The sequence below is a fragment of the Rhodococcus sp. DMU1 genome (genome assembly GCF_012272955.1).
GTDB lineage: Bacteria > Actinomycetota > Actinomycetes > Mycobacteriales > Mycobacteriaceae > Rhodococcus > Rhodococcus aetherivorans.
Map to the genome: position 1 here is coordinate 166738 of NZ_CP050952.1, position 14972 is coordinate 181709.

At 72.5% G+C, this 14972-nt stretch carries 12 protein-coding genes and 2 pseudogenes; 7 read left to right on the forward strand and 7 right to left on the reverse strand.

From position 1 onward, the window contains the following. Positions 1–43 precede the first annotated feature (43 nt). Both HFP48_RS00765 and HFP48_RS00770 read left to right on the forward strand, forming a co-directional pair. On the forward strand, positions 44–1375 hold the full coding sequence (locus HFP48_RS00765) for a diguanylate cyclase (RefSeq protein ID WP_006935339.1): 1332 nt from the start codon (positions 44–46) through the stop codon (positions 1373–1375). A 54-nt stretch (positions 1376–1429) separates the two neighbouring features. Further along, a complete protein-coding gene (locus HFP48_RS00770; RefSeq protein WP_029546917.1) occupies positions 1430–2539 on the forward strand; it encodes a CapA family protein in 1110 nt (369 codons plus the stop codon). 10 nt (positions 2540–2549) lie between these two features. On the opposite strand, the gene HFP48_RS00775 is transcribed toward HFP48_RS00770, so the two are convergent. Both HFP48_RS00775 and HFP48_RS00780 read right to left on the reverse strand, forming a co-directional pair. After that, positions 2550–3320, reverse strand: coding sequence for a DUF427 domain-containing protein (locus tag HFP48_RS00775; protein WP_029546918.1), 771 nt, complete (start codon positions 3318–3320; stop codon positions 2550–2552). Positions 3321–3389: 69 nt separating this feature from the next. Further along, positions 3390–4865, reverse strand: coding sequence for an NAD(P)/FAD-dependent oxidoreductase (locus tag HFP48_RS00780; protein ID WP_065923231.1), 1476 nt, complete (start codon positions 4863–4865; stop codon positions 3390–3392). 98 nt (positions 4866–4963) lie between these two features. Between HFP48_RS00780 and HFP48_RS00785 the strand changes: the two genes are divergently transcribed. Next, entirely contained in the window at positions 4964–5557 is a 594-nt protein-coding gene (locus tag HFP48_RS00785) for a TetR/AcrR family transcriptional regulator (RefSeq protein WP_065923230.1), read from the forward strand. 12 nt (positions 5558–5569) lie between these two features. Here HFP48_RS00785 and HFP48_RS00790 read toward each other — a convergent pair whose 3' ends face one another. Both HFP48_RS00790 and HFP48_RS00795 read right to left on the reverse strand, forming a co-directional pair. Beyond that, a complete protein-coding gene (locus HFP48_RS00790; RefSeq protein ID WP_006935328.1) occupies positions 5570–5875 on the reverse strand; it encodes a DUF1540 domain-containing protein in 306 nt (101 codons plus the stop codon). Between the two features lie 148 nt (positions 5876–6023). Continuing rightward, positions 6024–6718: pseudogene (locus HFP48_RS00795) on the reverse strand (MFS transporter); the annotation flags it as partial. Between the two features lie 116 nt (positions 6719–6834). Between HFP48_RS00795 and HFP48_RS31395 the strand changes: the two are divergent. The 4 genes and pseudogenes from HFP48_RS31395 (at position 6835) to HFP48_RS00815 (ending at position 11567) form a co-directional block, all read left to right on the forward strand. Further along, positions 6835–6993: a hypothetical protein gene (locus HFP48_RS31395; protein WP_238406244.1), complete on the forward strand. Its 159-nt coding sequence runs from the start codon at positions 6835–6837 to the stop codon at positions 6991–6993. Between the two features lie 79 nt (positions 6994–7072). Further along, positions 7073–7699 (forward strand): TetR/AcrR family transcriptional regulator, encoded by a 627-nt coding sequence (locus HFP48_RS00805; protein ID WP_161995345.1) that lies wholly within the window; start codon positions 7073–7075, stop codon positions 7697–7699. A 31-nt stretch (positions 7700–7730) separates the two neighbouring features. Further along, positions 7731–10919: a carboxyl transferase domain-containing protein gene (locus HFP48_RS00810; RefSeq protein ID WP_168578871.1), complete on the forward strand. Its 3189-nt coding sequence runs from the start codon at positions 7731–7733 to the stop codon at positions 10917–10919. Between the two features lie 34 nt (positions 10920–10953). Beyond that, a pseudogene (locus tag HFP48_RS00815) lies at positions 10954–11567 on the forward strand (UdgX family uracil-DNA binding protein). Positions 11568–11631: 64 nt separating this feature from the next. On the opposite strand, the gene HFP48_RS00820 reads toward HFP48_RS00815, so the two are convergent. From HFP48_RS00820 to HFP48_RS00830, 3 genes are all read right to left on the reverse strand, one after another. Next, positions 11632–13293, reverse strand: coding sequence for an alpha/beta-hydrolase family protein (locus HFP48_RS00820; protein ID WP_198163347.1), 1662 nt, complete (start codon positions 13291–13293; stop codon positions 11632–11634). Positions 13294–13322: 29 nt separating this feature from the next. Continuing rightward, on the reverse strand, positions 13323–13703 hold the full coding sequence (locus HFP48_RS00825; protein WP_029546925.1) for a PLDc N-terminal domain-containing protein: 381 nt from the start codon (positions 13701–13703) through the stop codon (positions 13323–13325). Between the two features lie 211 nt (positions 13704–13914). Continuing rightward, complete coding sequence (locus HFP48_RS00830; RefSeq protein ID WP_161995342.1) at positions 13915–14832, reverse strand: helix-turn-helix transcriptional regulator; 918 nt, start codon at positions 14830–14832, stop codon at positions 13915–13917. Between the last annotated feature and the right edge of the window lie 140 nt (positions 14833–14972).

The following is a 14972-nucleotide window of genomic DNA, read 5'->3' on the forward strand; positions in this document are numbered from 1 at the left end:
CAGAGCCGGAAACACGCGGTGCGACGAACGCGATAATCCGGCTGTGGGCGATCGCCAGGTGCTGCACGGTGCGACGGAGAACCTCCGGGTCCAGCGGCGCCGTCTGCTCGTGTGGTACCTGGCAGTCAGCACCGGGCTCGTCGCGGTAGGAATCGTTGCAGCCCTGCTCGATCCGGCCATCGCCCGATCCGGTAGCTTCGCCGGCATGGCCTCGGCGCTGGCGCTGGGCATCGCCGGGCTGGGGATCCTGCGGTGGGCGCCACGGCGTCCGGGACGCACCCCCATCGTCGCCGCCACCGCGTGCGCGGTCGTCGCGATGCCCGCGGTGATCGCGTTCCACGTCGATCCCTCCCGCATCCTCATCAGCGTCATGGGATCGATGTTCCTGTCGATGTATCTCTCGGCGTTCTGGCCACCGCGGCAGGCCGTCCTGTGGATCGGGGCGCTCACCGCGGCGACCCTCGGCGCCGCGGCCGTCGCCCCGACGCGCCTGCTGTGGGTCGGTTACGTGATCGTCGCCGCCGCCCTGCTCGGGTCCGGGGCGATCTTCGGGGCCGTGGGACGGCTGCTGGTGAACGCGGCGACCCGCGATCCGCTCACCGGCCTGCGCAACCGCGCGGGTCTCGACCTCGAACTGCGCTCGCGGCCGCGCGACCGCGGCACCCGGGTCTGCCTGGGCCTGCTCGACGTCGACGGATTCAAGGCGTTCAACGACGAGCACGGGCATCCCGCGGGTGACGCACTGCTCCGCGACGCCGCCGGGGCGTGGGCGCAGCAGGTGCCGCGCGGCGGGATCCTGGCGCGTCTCGGCGGCGACGAATTCCTCGTCGTGCTCCCGGACACGGACGAAGAGGAGGGGCGCGCGGTGCTCGAGGACATGGTCCGCGCGAATCCCGTGCCGGTCAGCTTCGGGGTCGCGGCGGGCGTCGTCAGCGACCCCATGGACCTCTACCACGACGCCGACATGGATCTGTATCGGGCCAAGGCCGCGACCTGGGCGCACCTGCCGGATCGGTTGGCGCCGCTGCCCCTGCCCGCCGTCCTCGATCTGCTGCCCGTCCCCATCATCGCCGTGCGCGACGGCGGCGCCATCGCCTACGCCAATCCCACCTTTGCGGCGCTGCTCGGCGTCGACGCCCGGGACGTGGAGAACCGGGCGCTGCACGAGATCTTCACCGGCGGCACGTGGCCCGACGGTTCCGTCACCGTCCGCTCGCTGCACGACCGGACCGGGCAACTGTGCGAGTTCGGCCGCCCGGACGGGACCGTCGTGCAGGCGACGGTCGGCGCCGTCCGGATCCGGTGGGAGAACACCCTCGCGACGCTGGTCGTGCTCGGCGACGTCACCGAGCAGCCGAGCTACGCGTCGGGCTGACCTGTGCCCGCGGACGCGCGACGGATCCGGGTGCCGGGGGTTACTGTCGCAGGTGTGCCGGGCACGGTGACGCTCTTCCTCGCCGGAGACGTGATGACCGGCCGGGGTGTGGACCAGATCCTCCTGCACCCCGGAGGTCCCACGCTGCGGGAGTCCTACGTGAAGGACGCCCGGGACTACGTCGAACTCGCCGAGACCCGCAGCGGCGCGATTCCGCGGCCCGCGGGATACGACTGGCCGTGGGGTATCGCGCTGTCCGTGCTCGACGAGTGCGCCCCGGACGTTCGGATCGTCAACCTCGAGACGTCCGTGACCACGTCGCGGGACTACGCGCCGGAGAAGGGCATCCACTACCGGATGAATCCGGCGAACGTCGAGGTGGTCACCGTCGCACGGGTCGACGTGTGCACCCTGGCCAACAATCACGTGCTCGACTTCGGCGTCCGTGGTCTGCGCGAGACCGTCGAGGTCCTCACGGCGGCGGGACTGCGGCTCGCCGGCGCGGGCGGCGACGATCGGCTGGCGTGGCGGCCGGCGACGGTCCCGGTCGGGGCGGGCCGGGTGCGGGTGTGGTCGGTCGGTGCGGTGTCGAGCGGGATCGCCCCGTGGTGGGCCGCGACGGCGACGCGGCCCGGGGTGGCGCTGTTGCCGGAGGTGTCGGAGGCGGGAGCCGACGGGCTGCTCGCCCGGATCGACGCCGACCGCGCGGCCGGCGATGTGGTGGTGGTGTCGGTGCACTGGGGATCCAACTGGGGCTACGCGGTGCCGGACGAGCACGTGCGGTTCGCGCACCGTCTGATCGACGGCGGCGTCGATGTGGTGCACGGGCATTCGTCCCATCACCCGCGGCCGCTGGAGGTCTACCGCGGCAAGCCGGTGCTGTACGGGTGCGGCGACCTGATCAACGACTACGAGGGCATCGGCGGCTACGAGCGCTTCCGCGACGAGTTGCGCCTGCTGTATGTCGTCTCGTTCGACGCGGACTCGCGGGAGCTGCGGGAGTTGCGGATGATGCCGGTGCGGGCGCGGCGGATGCGGCTCGAACACGTCACGCAGTCGCAGGAGCGCTGGCTGCGCGCGGCGCTCGAGGAGTCGTCGGCGATCTTCGGCACTCGGTTGCGGGCCGCGGGGGACGGCGGCCCGTGGATCCGGCTCGAGCGGTGAGCCGGCGCGGTCAGCCGCCCGGACGCGCGACGGGAACGCCGTCGACGACGAGGTCCACCGCCTCGTTGTAGAACGCGACGTGGCCGGCGATCGGTGCGACGGCGGGGAGGGGATCCGGGTACGACCAGGCGACGTTCTCGGCCCGCGGCGTTCCGGTGAAGCTCCAGTACCGGGCCGTGCCCTTGTAGGGGCACGACGTGTGCAGTTCCGTCTCCTCGAGTACCGAGAAGTCGACGTCGGCGGGCGGGATGTAGTACCGCACGGGCAGGTGGGTCTCGAACAGCAGCACCGGGTTCCGGGTCTCGGCGACGACCGTGCCGGCGATGGACACCTGCACGTGCCGGCTGCTGGGCAGCGCATCGACCCGGTGGTGCGGGTCGCGGGGATGAACGAAGATCTCCGTGTCCTCCTCGTACCAGTTTTCGATGCCCGCTCCCCGGCGGCCGAACCATTCGAAGCCGATGTACTCCTCGAGTCCCGCGACGTCGAGCACGAACGCCGCGGCGGGCGCCCGGGTCTCGTCGTCGGTCAGGTCGAACCACCGCGCGACGTCGTTCCTGTCGCCCGGTGCCGGGGCGGGCGCGAGGAGATCGGTGCGCACGTCGTCGCGGGGGAACAGGTAGAAGGGGACGGGATGGCCGGGCGGCCACACGAGCAGCGCGCGGATGGTGTCGACCACGGTGTGACCGGCCCAGGTTCCGCGGACCCGCCGCTCGCTGGGTTCGTACAGGTAGCCGTCCGACGGGGGCGGACGGCGGCGGGTGGCGGACCTGCGGGCCATGCCCCGACGGTACGCCGGCCATCCGGGCACCGAGGACCGCCGGGCGCACGGATCACCGGCGGACACGGATCACCCGGCGGGCACGGGTTCGTCGTCGCGCGTGACGGCGTAGACGCCCGGGTCGAACGCCGACACCCGGCGACGGAGCGCGGCCGACGACCACGGCCAGTTGAAGCTGTTGCGGCCGTTGGCGTCGAAGAAGTAGCTGCGGCATCCGCCGGAGTTGTAGACCGTGCCCGGCAGGGCGGCCTGGACCTCGTCGTTGAAGGCGTCCTGGACGTCGCGCCGCACCTCGAGGGTGCGCCAGCCGCGGCGCACCGCCGTGTCGATCGCGGTCGCGACGTGCTCGAGCTGGGCTTCGAGGATGAGGAACGCCGACGTGTGACCGGTGCCGAGGCTGGGGCCGAGCAGGACGAACGCGTTGGGAAAGCCCGCGACGGACGACCCCAGGAACGCCTGCGGGCTGCCCTGCCAGTGCTCGTCGAGGCTGCGTCCCTGTCCGTCGAACATCCGGCCGGCGATCGGCATGTCGAGGATGTGGAAGCCGGTGCCGAAGACGACGGCGTCGACCTCGGCTTCGCTGCCGTCCTGGGCGATCACGGTGGAGCCGCGGATCTCGCGCACCGCGCTCGGGTGGACCTCGACGTGGGGGCGGGTGAGGGCGGGGTAGTAGGTGTTCGACATGAGCAGCCGCTTGCAGCCCAGGGTGTAGTCGGGGGTCAGGGCGCGGCGCAGCCGCGGGTCGCGGACCTGCGCCCGCAGCTGGGCGCGGCCGATCCACTGCAGTTGCCGCATGAGCCACGGGTGCCGGAAGCCGAGGCCGAGGGCCTCCATGAGCGCGTACTCGGTCGCCTCGACCAGTCGTCGCGCGCCCGGGACGCGGGCGAGCAGCCGGCGCTCGAACCCCGACAGCCGGCGGTCGGGCTTGGGCAGCACCCACTGCGCCGTCCGCTGGTACAGGTGCAGCCGCGCGACGTCCGGCGCGATCTCGGGGACGAACTGGACGGCCGAGGCTCCGGTGCCGACGACGGCCACGCGCTTGCCGCGCAGGTCGTAGTCGTGGTTCCAGCGCGCCGAGTGGAACACCTCGCCGGGGAACTGCGACAGACCGGGGATGTCGGGTACGAGCGGTTCGTTCCACGGTCCCGCGGCGGCGACGAGGAACCGCGCCCGCACGGTCCCGCCGGTGGTCTCGAGGGTCCAGCGCGCGTCGATCGGGTCCCAGTCCGCGCGCAGCATCTCGATCCCGAACCGGACGTGGGACCTCACGCCGCGGGCGTCGGCGGTGTGCTCGATGTAGTCGCGAATCTCGTTCTGCCCGGCGAAGATTCGGCTCCAGTCCCGGTTCCGGGCGAAGGAGTACGAGTACAGCAGCGAGGGCACGTCGCAGGCGCATCCGGGGTACGTGTTGGCGCGCCACGTGCCGCCGAGGGTCCCGGCCTTCTCGAGGACGACGAAGTCGGTGATCCCGCGCCGTCGCAGCGCGATCGCCGCGCCGATGCCGGAGATCCCGGCGCCGATCACCACCACCCGGTATTCGTCCATCGCGTCGTCCCCTCGTCTCCCGTGATCCCCATTCGAATACCGTCGGTATCCGGATAACCACAGTATCCGAACTTCGGCCGCTCCGGTACCGTCGAGTCGTGGCACGACCGACCCGCCAGGAGACCCAGGCACGCACCCGTGAGGATCTGCTCGCCACGGCGGCCGAGCACTTCCTCGAGCGCGGCTACGCCGCGGCGTCCCTCGACCAGATCGCCGAGGACGCCGGTTATTCCAAGGGTGCGGTGTACTCCAACTTCCGCAACAAGGACGAGTTGTGCTTCGCGGTGCTCGATCGGATCCGGGCCGAGCGCATGGGCGAGATCGCCGCGACGCTCGCGGCCGGTGCGACGCTCGACGACGTGGTGACCGCGTTCGGGGTGTGGGCCGAGCGCACCATCGGCGACCGGCGCTGGACCCTGCTCGAGATCGAGTTCTCGGTGCGCTCCCGGCACAACGAGGAGATCCGGTCCCGCATCGCGGCGGGTGCCGAAGGGGTGCGCACGCTCATCGCCGAGCTGATCCGCTCGCTCGCCGACCGGTACGACGTCACGCCCACGATGGATCCCGGGCAGGCGTCGGCCATGCTGCTCGGGCTCGGCATCGGCCTGGGCCTGCAGCGCGCGATCAGTCCCGAGCTGTCGGCGGCCGCGTTGACGGACGCGGTGCGCACGTTGATGCGGCCGCGGCGGTGAGGTCGGCGGAACCTACCGGGCTCTGTAGGTCAGGCAGTTGGCCGCGTGCTCTCCGCTGCCGGTGCCGCCCACGCGGATCTCGCTCGCGGTGCACTCGAGATCCTGGTTGTGCACGCAGTCGGCGCGCTGGCAGGCGCCGACCATGCTGCTGGTGACGGTGTCCAGGCCGCCCTTGGTCGACAGCGGGATGAACGTCTCGCAGTCGGCGCTGCCGTTGTGCCCGGCGACGTTGATGGCGTAGGCGTGGCAGCCGTCGTGGTTGTAGGAGCAGGTGCCGACGCTGCACTCGGTGACGTGCGGCATTTCCATCGTGGTCATGATCGATCCTTCCGGAGGACGGTTGTCCACTATGGGATGCAGACCATGGTAGTGGTGCGGCGGGTGTGCGAACAGGGTAGTGGCCGAGCGGATTTCGTTGGTGTGCGGTGCATTTCGAGAACACCCGTGTTGCGTAAACCGGGTCGGCTCACACCCGGGCCGCGGCGGGCTCGCGCACCGGTTCGAGGCTCGGCCGCCGGGCGACGGGGATGGCGAGGGTGACGGCGGCGGCGACGGGGGCGACACCGCAGCCGATGAGCATCCCGGTGCGGAACCCGCCCTCGGTCGGCAGGCTGTAGCCGCCGACCGGCACGCTCATCTGCGACAGGACCACGCCGACCACCGCCGCCGACACCGAGGTGCCCACTGCGCGCATCAGGGAGTTGACGCTGTTCGCCGACGCCGTGGCGGACTGCGGCACCGCACCCATGATCAGCGCGGGCATGGCCCCGTAGGCGAAGCCGACACCGGCGCTGCCGATGCAGACGACGAGCATCAAGCCCCACGTCGAGCCCATGAGCAGCAGGGACACCCGTAGCCGGCGGCGATGACCAGGCATCCGATCAACAGGGTGACCTTCGGGCCGCGGGTCGCGGACAATTTTCCGCCGATCGGTGAGACGGCCATCATCACCAGGCCGCCCGGTGCCATCCACAGTCCCATGGCCGGCATCGACTGGCCCAGGCCGTAGCCGGTCTCGGCGGGCAGCTGCAGCAGCTGCGGCACGATGAGCGACTGCGCGTACATCCCGAACCCCACCACGACCGAGGCGGCGTTGGTCGGCAGCACCTGGGGCCGGGCGGTGGCCCGCAGGTCCACGAGCGGATGCGGCCGGCGCAGCTCTCGCCGAGCGCATCCCCGACCCCGAGGGGGGCGTCGCGCGCAAGTTCCGCATCACCGCGGAGGGTGTCCGTCGCCTCGACGACGAACGCGCCCGCTCCGTCGCCGGGCTCGAGCGGGTGCTGGTCGACTGGGATCCCGCCGAGGTCGCCGAGTTCGCCCGCTGGCTCGAACGGTTCAACACCGACATCGAGCGTCTGGCGGGGCGCCCCTGGCCCCGGCCGGTGAGCTCGCCCGGATCGTCCCCGTCCCACCCCGAGGGCCGCAGCGGGTCCTGAGCCCGCGCCCGCCCGGCGGCGTGGAGCGACACGAGCGCGGCGTCCGCCGTTGACATTGACGTCAACGTCAACGCATGCTGTGCGGGTGACGACGAGCGAAGCCCAGGAACGGGCCCGGTCCGCCCGGCGCGACAGCGACGGCCCGCGCCGGCAGGCCCTGCTCGAGACCGCCCGCGACTGCTTCGGCGAACTCGGCTACGAGCGCACCACCGTCGCGGTGATCACCGGCCGCGCCGACGTCTCCCGCGCCACCTTCTACGCGTACTTCTCCTCCAAGGAGGAGGTGTTCCGCGCGCTCGCCACCCTCGTGTGCCGGCAGTTCCTCGACGCCCAGCACATGGAGGGGCGGGCGGTGGACGACCTGCGCCGGGTGCTGCGCACCACCACCCGCGCCTTCATCGAGTCCGTCTACGTCAACGGCCGCATCCTCGAGCTGATCGAACACCGCGCCCGCCTCGACGAGGAGGTCGGCGCCGAGTGGGAGAGCGTGCGCGAACGCCTCGTGGGCCGCTACGTGCGGTTCGTCGAGCGCATCAACGCCACCGGCGAGGTGCTCCCGTGCGCGCCACCCGAACGCATCGCCCGCACCCTCGCCGACGCGCAACGCGCCGGCGCCCTGCGTCTGCTCGGCGCCCCGAGACAGGAACAGCAGTCCTACATCGACGACATGATCGCGATGTCCGAACGGCTCATCGGCTTCCGCTGACCGGCCCCGACCGACAGGACCCCCGACACCCATGCTGCTCGTAGCCAACCGCGGCGAGATCGCCCTGCGGGTCATCCGTTCCGCCACCGAACTCGGCCTCGACACCGTCGCCGTGTATGCCGAGGACGACGCGGACAGCCCGCACGTCGCCGCCGCCACCCGCGCCGTCGCGTTGACCGGTGCCGGACCGGCCGCCTACCTCGACGGGCAGGCGCTGCTGCGCGCCGCCGCCGAGACCGGCTGCACCCTCGTTCACCCCGGATACGGATTCCTCAGCGAGAGCGCCGAATTCGCCGAAGCGTGCGCCGCGGCCGGGGTGACGTTCGTCGGCCCCAAGCCGCAGGTGCTGCGGATCTTCGGCGACAAGGCCGCCGCCCGCCGCACCGCCGTCGCCGCACAGGTGCCCGTGCTGCCCGCCACCGACGGGGGCGTCACGGCCGGCGCGGCCCGCGACTTCCTCGCCGCCCACCCCGGCGGCATCGTCCTGAAGGCGCTCGCCGGCGGGGGCGGCCGCGGCATGCGGATCGTGCGCGACGCCGCGGACCTCGACGACGCCTTCCGCGCGTGTACGGCCGAGGCGGAGTTGGGTTTCGGCAACGGCGCGCTGTTCGCCGAGGCCCTGTGCGCTCGGGCCCGGCACATCGAGGTGCAGGTCGTCGCGGCCCCCGACGGCGCGGGCGGGGTGCGGGCTCTCGCGCTCGGTGACCGGGACTGCAGCGTGCAGCGACGCCACCAGAAGCTCGTGGAAATCGCTCCGGCGCAACGGCTCGGCGCGACGGTGCGCCGCGCGCTGCACGAGGCCGCGGCGCGGCTGTGCGCATCGGTGGGCTATCGGGGTCTGGCCACCGTCGAGTTCCTCGTCGCCGGCGACGACGCGGTGTTCCTCGAGGTGAACCCCCGGATCCAGGTGGAGCACACGGTCACCGAGGAGGTCACCGGCGTCGACCTGGCCGCGACGCAGATCGCGATCGCCCGCGGTGCCCGGTTCGACGAACTCGGCCTGCCCGGCGGCGTCACCGCCGACGGCGCCGGCGTGCGCGGCGAGCCCGCCGCCGCGAGGGGCATCGCCGTCCAGGCTCGCGTCAACACCGAGACGATGCGCCCCGACGGCCGGGCCGTACCCGCCTCCGGCACGCTCACCGTGTTCACGCCGCCCACCGGGCCGGGCGTCCGCGTCGACACCTACGGCCGTCCCGGGCTGACGACCAGCCCGCGCTACGACTCGCTGCTGGCCAAGGTGATCACCCACACCCGCATCGACGACTTCGCGGCGGCGCTGCGCAAGACGGACGCGGCGCTCGGCGACCTGCTCGTCGAGGGCGTCGCCACCAATGCCGAGTTTCTGCAGAACATCCTGCGCGACAAGGACTTCGCGGCATCCGACGTGCACACGTCGTGGCTGGACGAACGGATCGCCGACCTCGCCGTCGCCGGCCCCGACGGCGCACCGGCCGTCGCGCCGGAACTGCACGCGGGGGAGGAGGCGGTGCGCGCCGACATGGTCGGCACCGTCGTCGAGACCGCCGCCGACGGCGACGCGCTCGCGCCGGGCGCACCCGTCGCGGTGCTCGAGGCGATGAAGATGCAGCACGTGGTGTCCGCCTCCGGATCGGCGACCGTGGTGCGCCTGCTGGTGCGGCCGGGGCAGACCGTGCAGCCGGGGGAGGTGCTCGCCGTGGTGCGCGCCGGGTCCGGCGACGCGGCCACCGGCGACGGGGGTGAGCGGGACCTCGACGCCGTGCGCGACGACCTCACCGAGATCCGGGACCGGCACGCCCGCACCCTCGACGCCGCCCGGCCCGACGCGGTCGCCAAGCGGCACCGGACGGGCCGTCGCACCGCGCGGGAGAACATCGCCGACCTCGTCGACGACGGCACCTTCGTCGAGTACGGGCCGCTCGTGCTCGCCGCGCAGCGCAGCCGGCGCAGCGAGGAGGACCTGATCGCCAACACCCCCGCCGACGGGCTCGTCGGCGGTCTCGCCCGCATCGACGGTGCCGAATCGGTGGTGCTCTCCTACGACTACACCGTCCTCGCCGGCACACAGGGCATGCGCAACCACAGCAAGACCGACCGGCTGCTCGCCCTCGCCGCCCGCCGCGAGGTGCCGCTCGTGTTGTTCGCCGAGGGCGGCGGCGGACGGCCCGGGGACGTCGACGCCGGACCCGGACAGGGCCTGGAGCTGTCGACGTTCCGCGCGATGGCCGCCCTGCGCGGGCGCGTCCCCACCGTCGCGGTGGTCTCCGGGCGGTGCTTCGCCGGCAACGCAGCCCTCGCCGGCGTGTGCGACGTGCTGATCGCCACTCCCGACACCAACATCGGCATGGGCGGGCCCGCGATGATCGAGGGCGGCGGGCTCGGCGTGTACCGGCCCGAGGACATCGGCCCGATCGACGTGCAGCGCCGCAACGGCGTCGTGCACCTCGCCGCACGCGACGAGGCGCACGCCGTCGAACTGGCCCGGCAGTACCTCGGCTACTTCACCGCCGCCGCCGGCGAGTGGGCGGCCCCGGACCCGCGGCTGGCGCGCCACGTCGTTCCCGAGAACCGGTTGCGCGCCTACGACGTGCGCGCGGCGATCGATGCGATCGCCGACGTCGGTTCCGTGCTCGAACTGCGCGGCGACTACGGTGTCGGCATCGTCACCGCCCTCGTCCGCGTCGAGGGCGCGGCGTACGGGGTGCTCGCCAACAGCAGCCACCACCTCGGCGGCGCGATCGACGCCGAGGCCGCGGACAAGGCCGCCGACTTCCTCGAGCTGTGCCAGGCGCACCGCCTGCCCGTCGTGAGCCTCTGCGACACACCGGGATTCATGGTCGGACCCGAGTCGGAGAAGGAGGCCACGGTGCGCCGGTTCGGCCGGCTGTTCGTCGCCGGTGCGCGCCTGACCGTCCCGTTCGGCACGATCATCCTGCGCAAGGGTTACGGCCTCGGCGCCATGGCCATGGCCGGCGGGTCCTTCCACGCACCCGAGTTCACCGTGGCGTGGCCCACCGGCGAGATCGGCGGGATGGGGCTCGAGGGCGCGGTGCGGCTCGGCTTCCGCAAGGAACTCGAGGCCGCACCCGACCGGGCCGCGCGCGACGAGCTGTTCGCGCAGCTCGTCGCCGCCGCCTACCAGCACGGCAAGGCCCTGCAGGCCGCGACGATCTTCGAACTCGACGACGTCATCGATCCCGCCGACACACGGGCCTGGGTGTCGCGGCTGCGCATGTCCTGAGCGCCGGTGGGTACCCGTCCGTCACCGAAGGGAGGTGGCGGTGAGCAGGCAACCGGGAGCCGAGGAGTTCGTGCCGGAGACCACCGACCTGGCCGAGCTCGCCGCCGCGGCGGGCGGCTGCCGCGGATGCGAGCTGTACCGGAACGCCGAACGCACCGTGTTCGGCGCCGGCCCGGCGATCAGGAGGACCGGGCCGGGGAGCCGTTCGTCGGCCCGGCCGGGCGGCTGCTCGACCGGGCCCTCGAGGAGGCGGGGATCGACCGCGGCGAGGTCTACGTGACCAACGCGGTCAAGCACTTCAAGTTCGAGCGGGCCGCCGCCGGCGGGCGTCGCATCCACAAGAAACCGGCACGCGGCGAGATCGTCGCGTGCCGGCCTTGGCTGGTCGCCGAGCTGCAGGCGGTGCGACCCGAGGTGCTCGTGTGCCTCGGCGCCACCGCGGCCCAGTCGCTGCTCGGCCCGTCGTTCCGGGTGACCGCGCACCGGGGGGAGATCCTGCACGTCGACGGGGAGGTGCAGATTCCGTCCGCTCCGGCCGTCGTCGCCACGATCCACCCGTCGGCGATCCTGCGCGGACCGGCGGAGCAGCGGGACGAGGCCCTCGCCGGGCTGGTCGCCGATCTGCGGGTGGCCGCCGGGGTGCTGTAGTACCTACAGATGTCCAATACCTACAGCTGTTCGGTACCCACAGCGGTTCGGTACCCACAGCGGTTCAGTCGTCGGACGCCGTCCCGGCGAGGGCGTTCTGCACCCGGTGGGTGGCCGCGTCGTCCCAGCCGTCGGGGGCGAGGATGTCCGCCCACAACTGCGCGGCCTCCGGCCCGTACGCGTGGCCGAACCCGGACGGGACGTCGGCGGAGAACACCATGTCGAGCGTGACCTGCCAGAACGTGACGAACGGCAGCCACCGCATGCCCGGATCCACATCCGGGCCGAGCGGCTCCCGCAACCAGTCCGGCTCCCGCAGCAACAGCTCGAACGACCACCAGGTGATCGGATCGCTCGCGTGCTGCCAGAACACCACCCGCGGAAACTGCCACGGCCCGGGCAGGTCCGCGTCGTCCGGGCGGGACGCGAACCGGATGTGGCGGCCGGCGTCGACCACCGGCAGCCGCTCGAGCGACCCCGGGTCGCGGTCCGCGGTGATCTCCCCCCACGGCTGCGCGAAGTTCGGAGTACCCACCAGCAGCGCCCCGTCGGTCCGGGCGACCAGGTCCGGCCCCGACGCGAACGCCGCCTGACCGCCGTACGAGCCCAGGCTCTCGCCGAACACCACCAGCGTCGGCCGATCCGGCTCGGGCCGCGCCGACCACGCCGCATACACCGCCTCGAACAGCGCCCGCCCCGCCAGCCGGGGCGTCTCCCGGTCGGCGACGAACGACAACGCGCTGGGCAGGAACGAGTACTGCATGGCCGCGATCGCCGAATCCCCGCCGGCGACGTATTCGAAGGCCCCGGCGACGTTCGCGTTGACCCAGCCGCGGCCGGTGGTGGTCACCACCGCCAGCACCCGGCGGTCGAATGCGTCGGTGCGCTCGAGCTCGGCGACGACCCGGTCCGCGATGCCCTCGACCGTGTCGGCGGATTCGCGGCCGGCATAGACCCGGATCGGGGTGCGCGCCGGCGCCCCGGTGACGGTCTCGATCTGCTCGGCGCTCGGCCCGCCCGCGACGAAGGTGCGGCCCTCCCGGCCCAGGGTGTCCCACGCCTCGTTCGAGGCCGGCGATCCGGACCGTTCCGGCAGCCCGGGCTGCACCACACCCGGTGCGGTGCCCTGATCGGCCACCTCGGACGAGCGTTCCGCCACGCCCAGCACACCCCGGTGGACGGCGCCGTCGAGCACGAACACGCTCAGGAGCACCACGAGGGTCACCGCCCCGAGCCGGGCGACGGGCCCGGGCACGTACCGCCGGCCCAGCCGGGTCAACCGGTTCGTGCCCGCACGCAGGCCCCGGCCGATCGCCAGCAGCGCCAGCGCGACGACCAGGGCGATCAGCAGCACCAGCAGATAGAACGAGCGCTGGGCCCGCGGCACCCCCACCAGGTCCCGGATGATCTGCTGCCACCACGACCCCAGCACGAGGAACACCGGCACCAGCACCAGCGCCGCCCCGGCCAGAATCCACCAGCCGACCCGGCGGGTCCGCTCCGACCACTGCGGATCGACGCCGCAGCGCCGGACCACCCAGGCGAGCAGGCAGCCGATCCCGTAGCCGGTCACCAGGCTCAGCCCCGACGCCACGCCCTGCAGATACCACACCCGCGGCAGCAACGACGGCGTCATCGACCAGACGAAGAACACCAGCGCGAAGCCCAGACCGATCGGGTGGAACCGGCGCCCGTAGCCGAGCAGCCGAGCGCGCGGCGTGACCACCCGGCCGGGCTCGACGTCAGCGGTGGTAGTCAGCGCAGGGCCTTGGCCTTGAGCCGGTCGAACTCGTCGCCGGTGATCGTCCCGGCCTCGAGCAGTGCCTGGGCCTCGGCGATCTCGGCCGCCGGGGATCGTCCGGCCACCTTGCGGATGTAGTCGTCGGCCGCGTGCTGGGCCGCCTCGTGGGCGGCCGCGTGCCGCTCGGACATGCCGCGGCCCCGCACCAGCAGGTAGACGAAGGCGGTCAGGTACGGGAGGACGACCAGGAAGATGATCCACACGACCTTGACCACGGCGGACGTGGAACGGTCACGGAACAGGTCCGTCAGCACCTGGAACAGGATCAGCAGGTACGCGACGAACGCGAAGACGACCAGGGTGTACCACAACAGGTCCCACAACGAATCCAGCATCACGCACACGCCTTTCACGGTTCGGAGGTGCCCGGGAAACGGACGGAAAGGACACCCGGACGCAAACAGGTACACGGTCTTCGCCGGGCACCGGAACACGGCGGCGCAGAATGCACCGTGGTGACGCGAAATGCACCACGATCGTTCCGGGGTGCGGGTCGAGGCCCAGCGTGGTCGCAGCCCGGTGCGGTCGAGCCCGGTGTGGTCGAGCTCAGTGCGGTCGCAGCTCACTCGGGCTCACGCCGCGCACCGCGCGAAGGGCGCGACGCAGCTCGGCGCTGGACGCGAAACCGGCGATCGCCGCGATCTCGGCGACCGTGGTGCGGGCATAGGCGGGTTCCTGGAGGAGCACGGCGGCGCGGTGCGCGCGCAGTCGCCGGATCTGGGACGCGACCGTGGTGTCGTGGGCCGCGAAGGCGCGCTGCAGGCTCCGCAAGGACATCTGCAGCCGCTCCGCGATCACGGTCGGAGTCAGCATCGGGTCGCTGTGATGGGCCCGGACGAGGGTGAGGGCGCGGGTGTACGCGCTGCCGCACAGTTCGCCGGAATCGGCGCCGTAGCCGAGCGATTCGTGGTGCAGCCCCACCACGAGCTCGATCAGGGCGTTCTCCACGCCGCGCGGGGCCGCGGTGGTGTTGTGACGACCGCGTTCGCGGAGCATGGCCATTCCCACTGCGTTGAGCGCGTGCGTCGACAGGGTGGGCTTGGCCGGCCCGAACGTCACGGCCGTCTCCTCGAGATCGAGTCCGCGTTCTTCGAGCCGGTGGCGGGGAATGCGCACCAGGAGCAGGTCCGAGCCGTCCGCATCCGCGGCCTCGTATCGATTCCACCCGACCTGCAGGACGATCCGGCCGCTCTTGACGTGTACCCGGGTGGTGCCGTGGTCGACCATCCGCTCGCCGGTGAGCATCAGGAACAGGTTCGCGACCTCGCCGTCCTCGACGACGCCGGCCAGAGCACGATGCGGTGACATCTGCACCCGGCCGACACTGATCGCCCCGACGTTGCAGATCTCCATCCGGAACCGGAACTGCGTCACGTCGGGGACGAACAGCTCGGTGCGGCTCCCGGCATCGGAGGCCATCGCCTCGAAGCCCTGCCGGCCCCGCAGTTCGATCTTCCGATACACCCTCGTCCCTTCCGCCCCGGCGCGTCCGTGGCTCGGTGCGTCAGCGTGGCATGCTGCACCGGCCGTGGCGGGGGATACGGGCGACGGATAGCTCACATTCCGCGGGGATCGGGGCCGAAGGTCTCTGGCGTCGCCTCCCC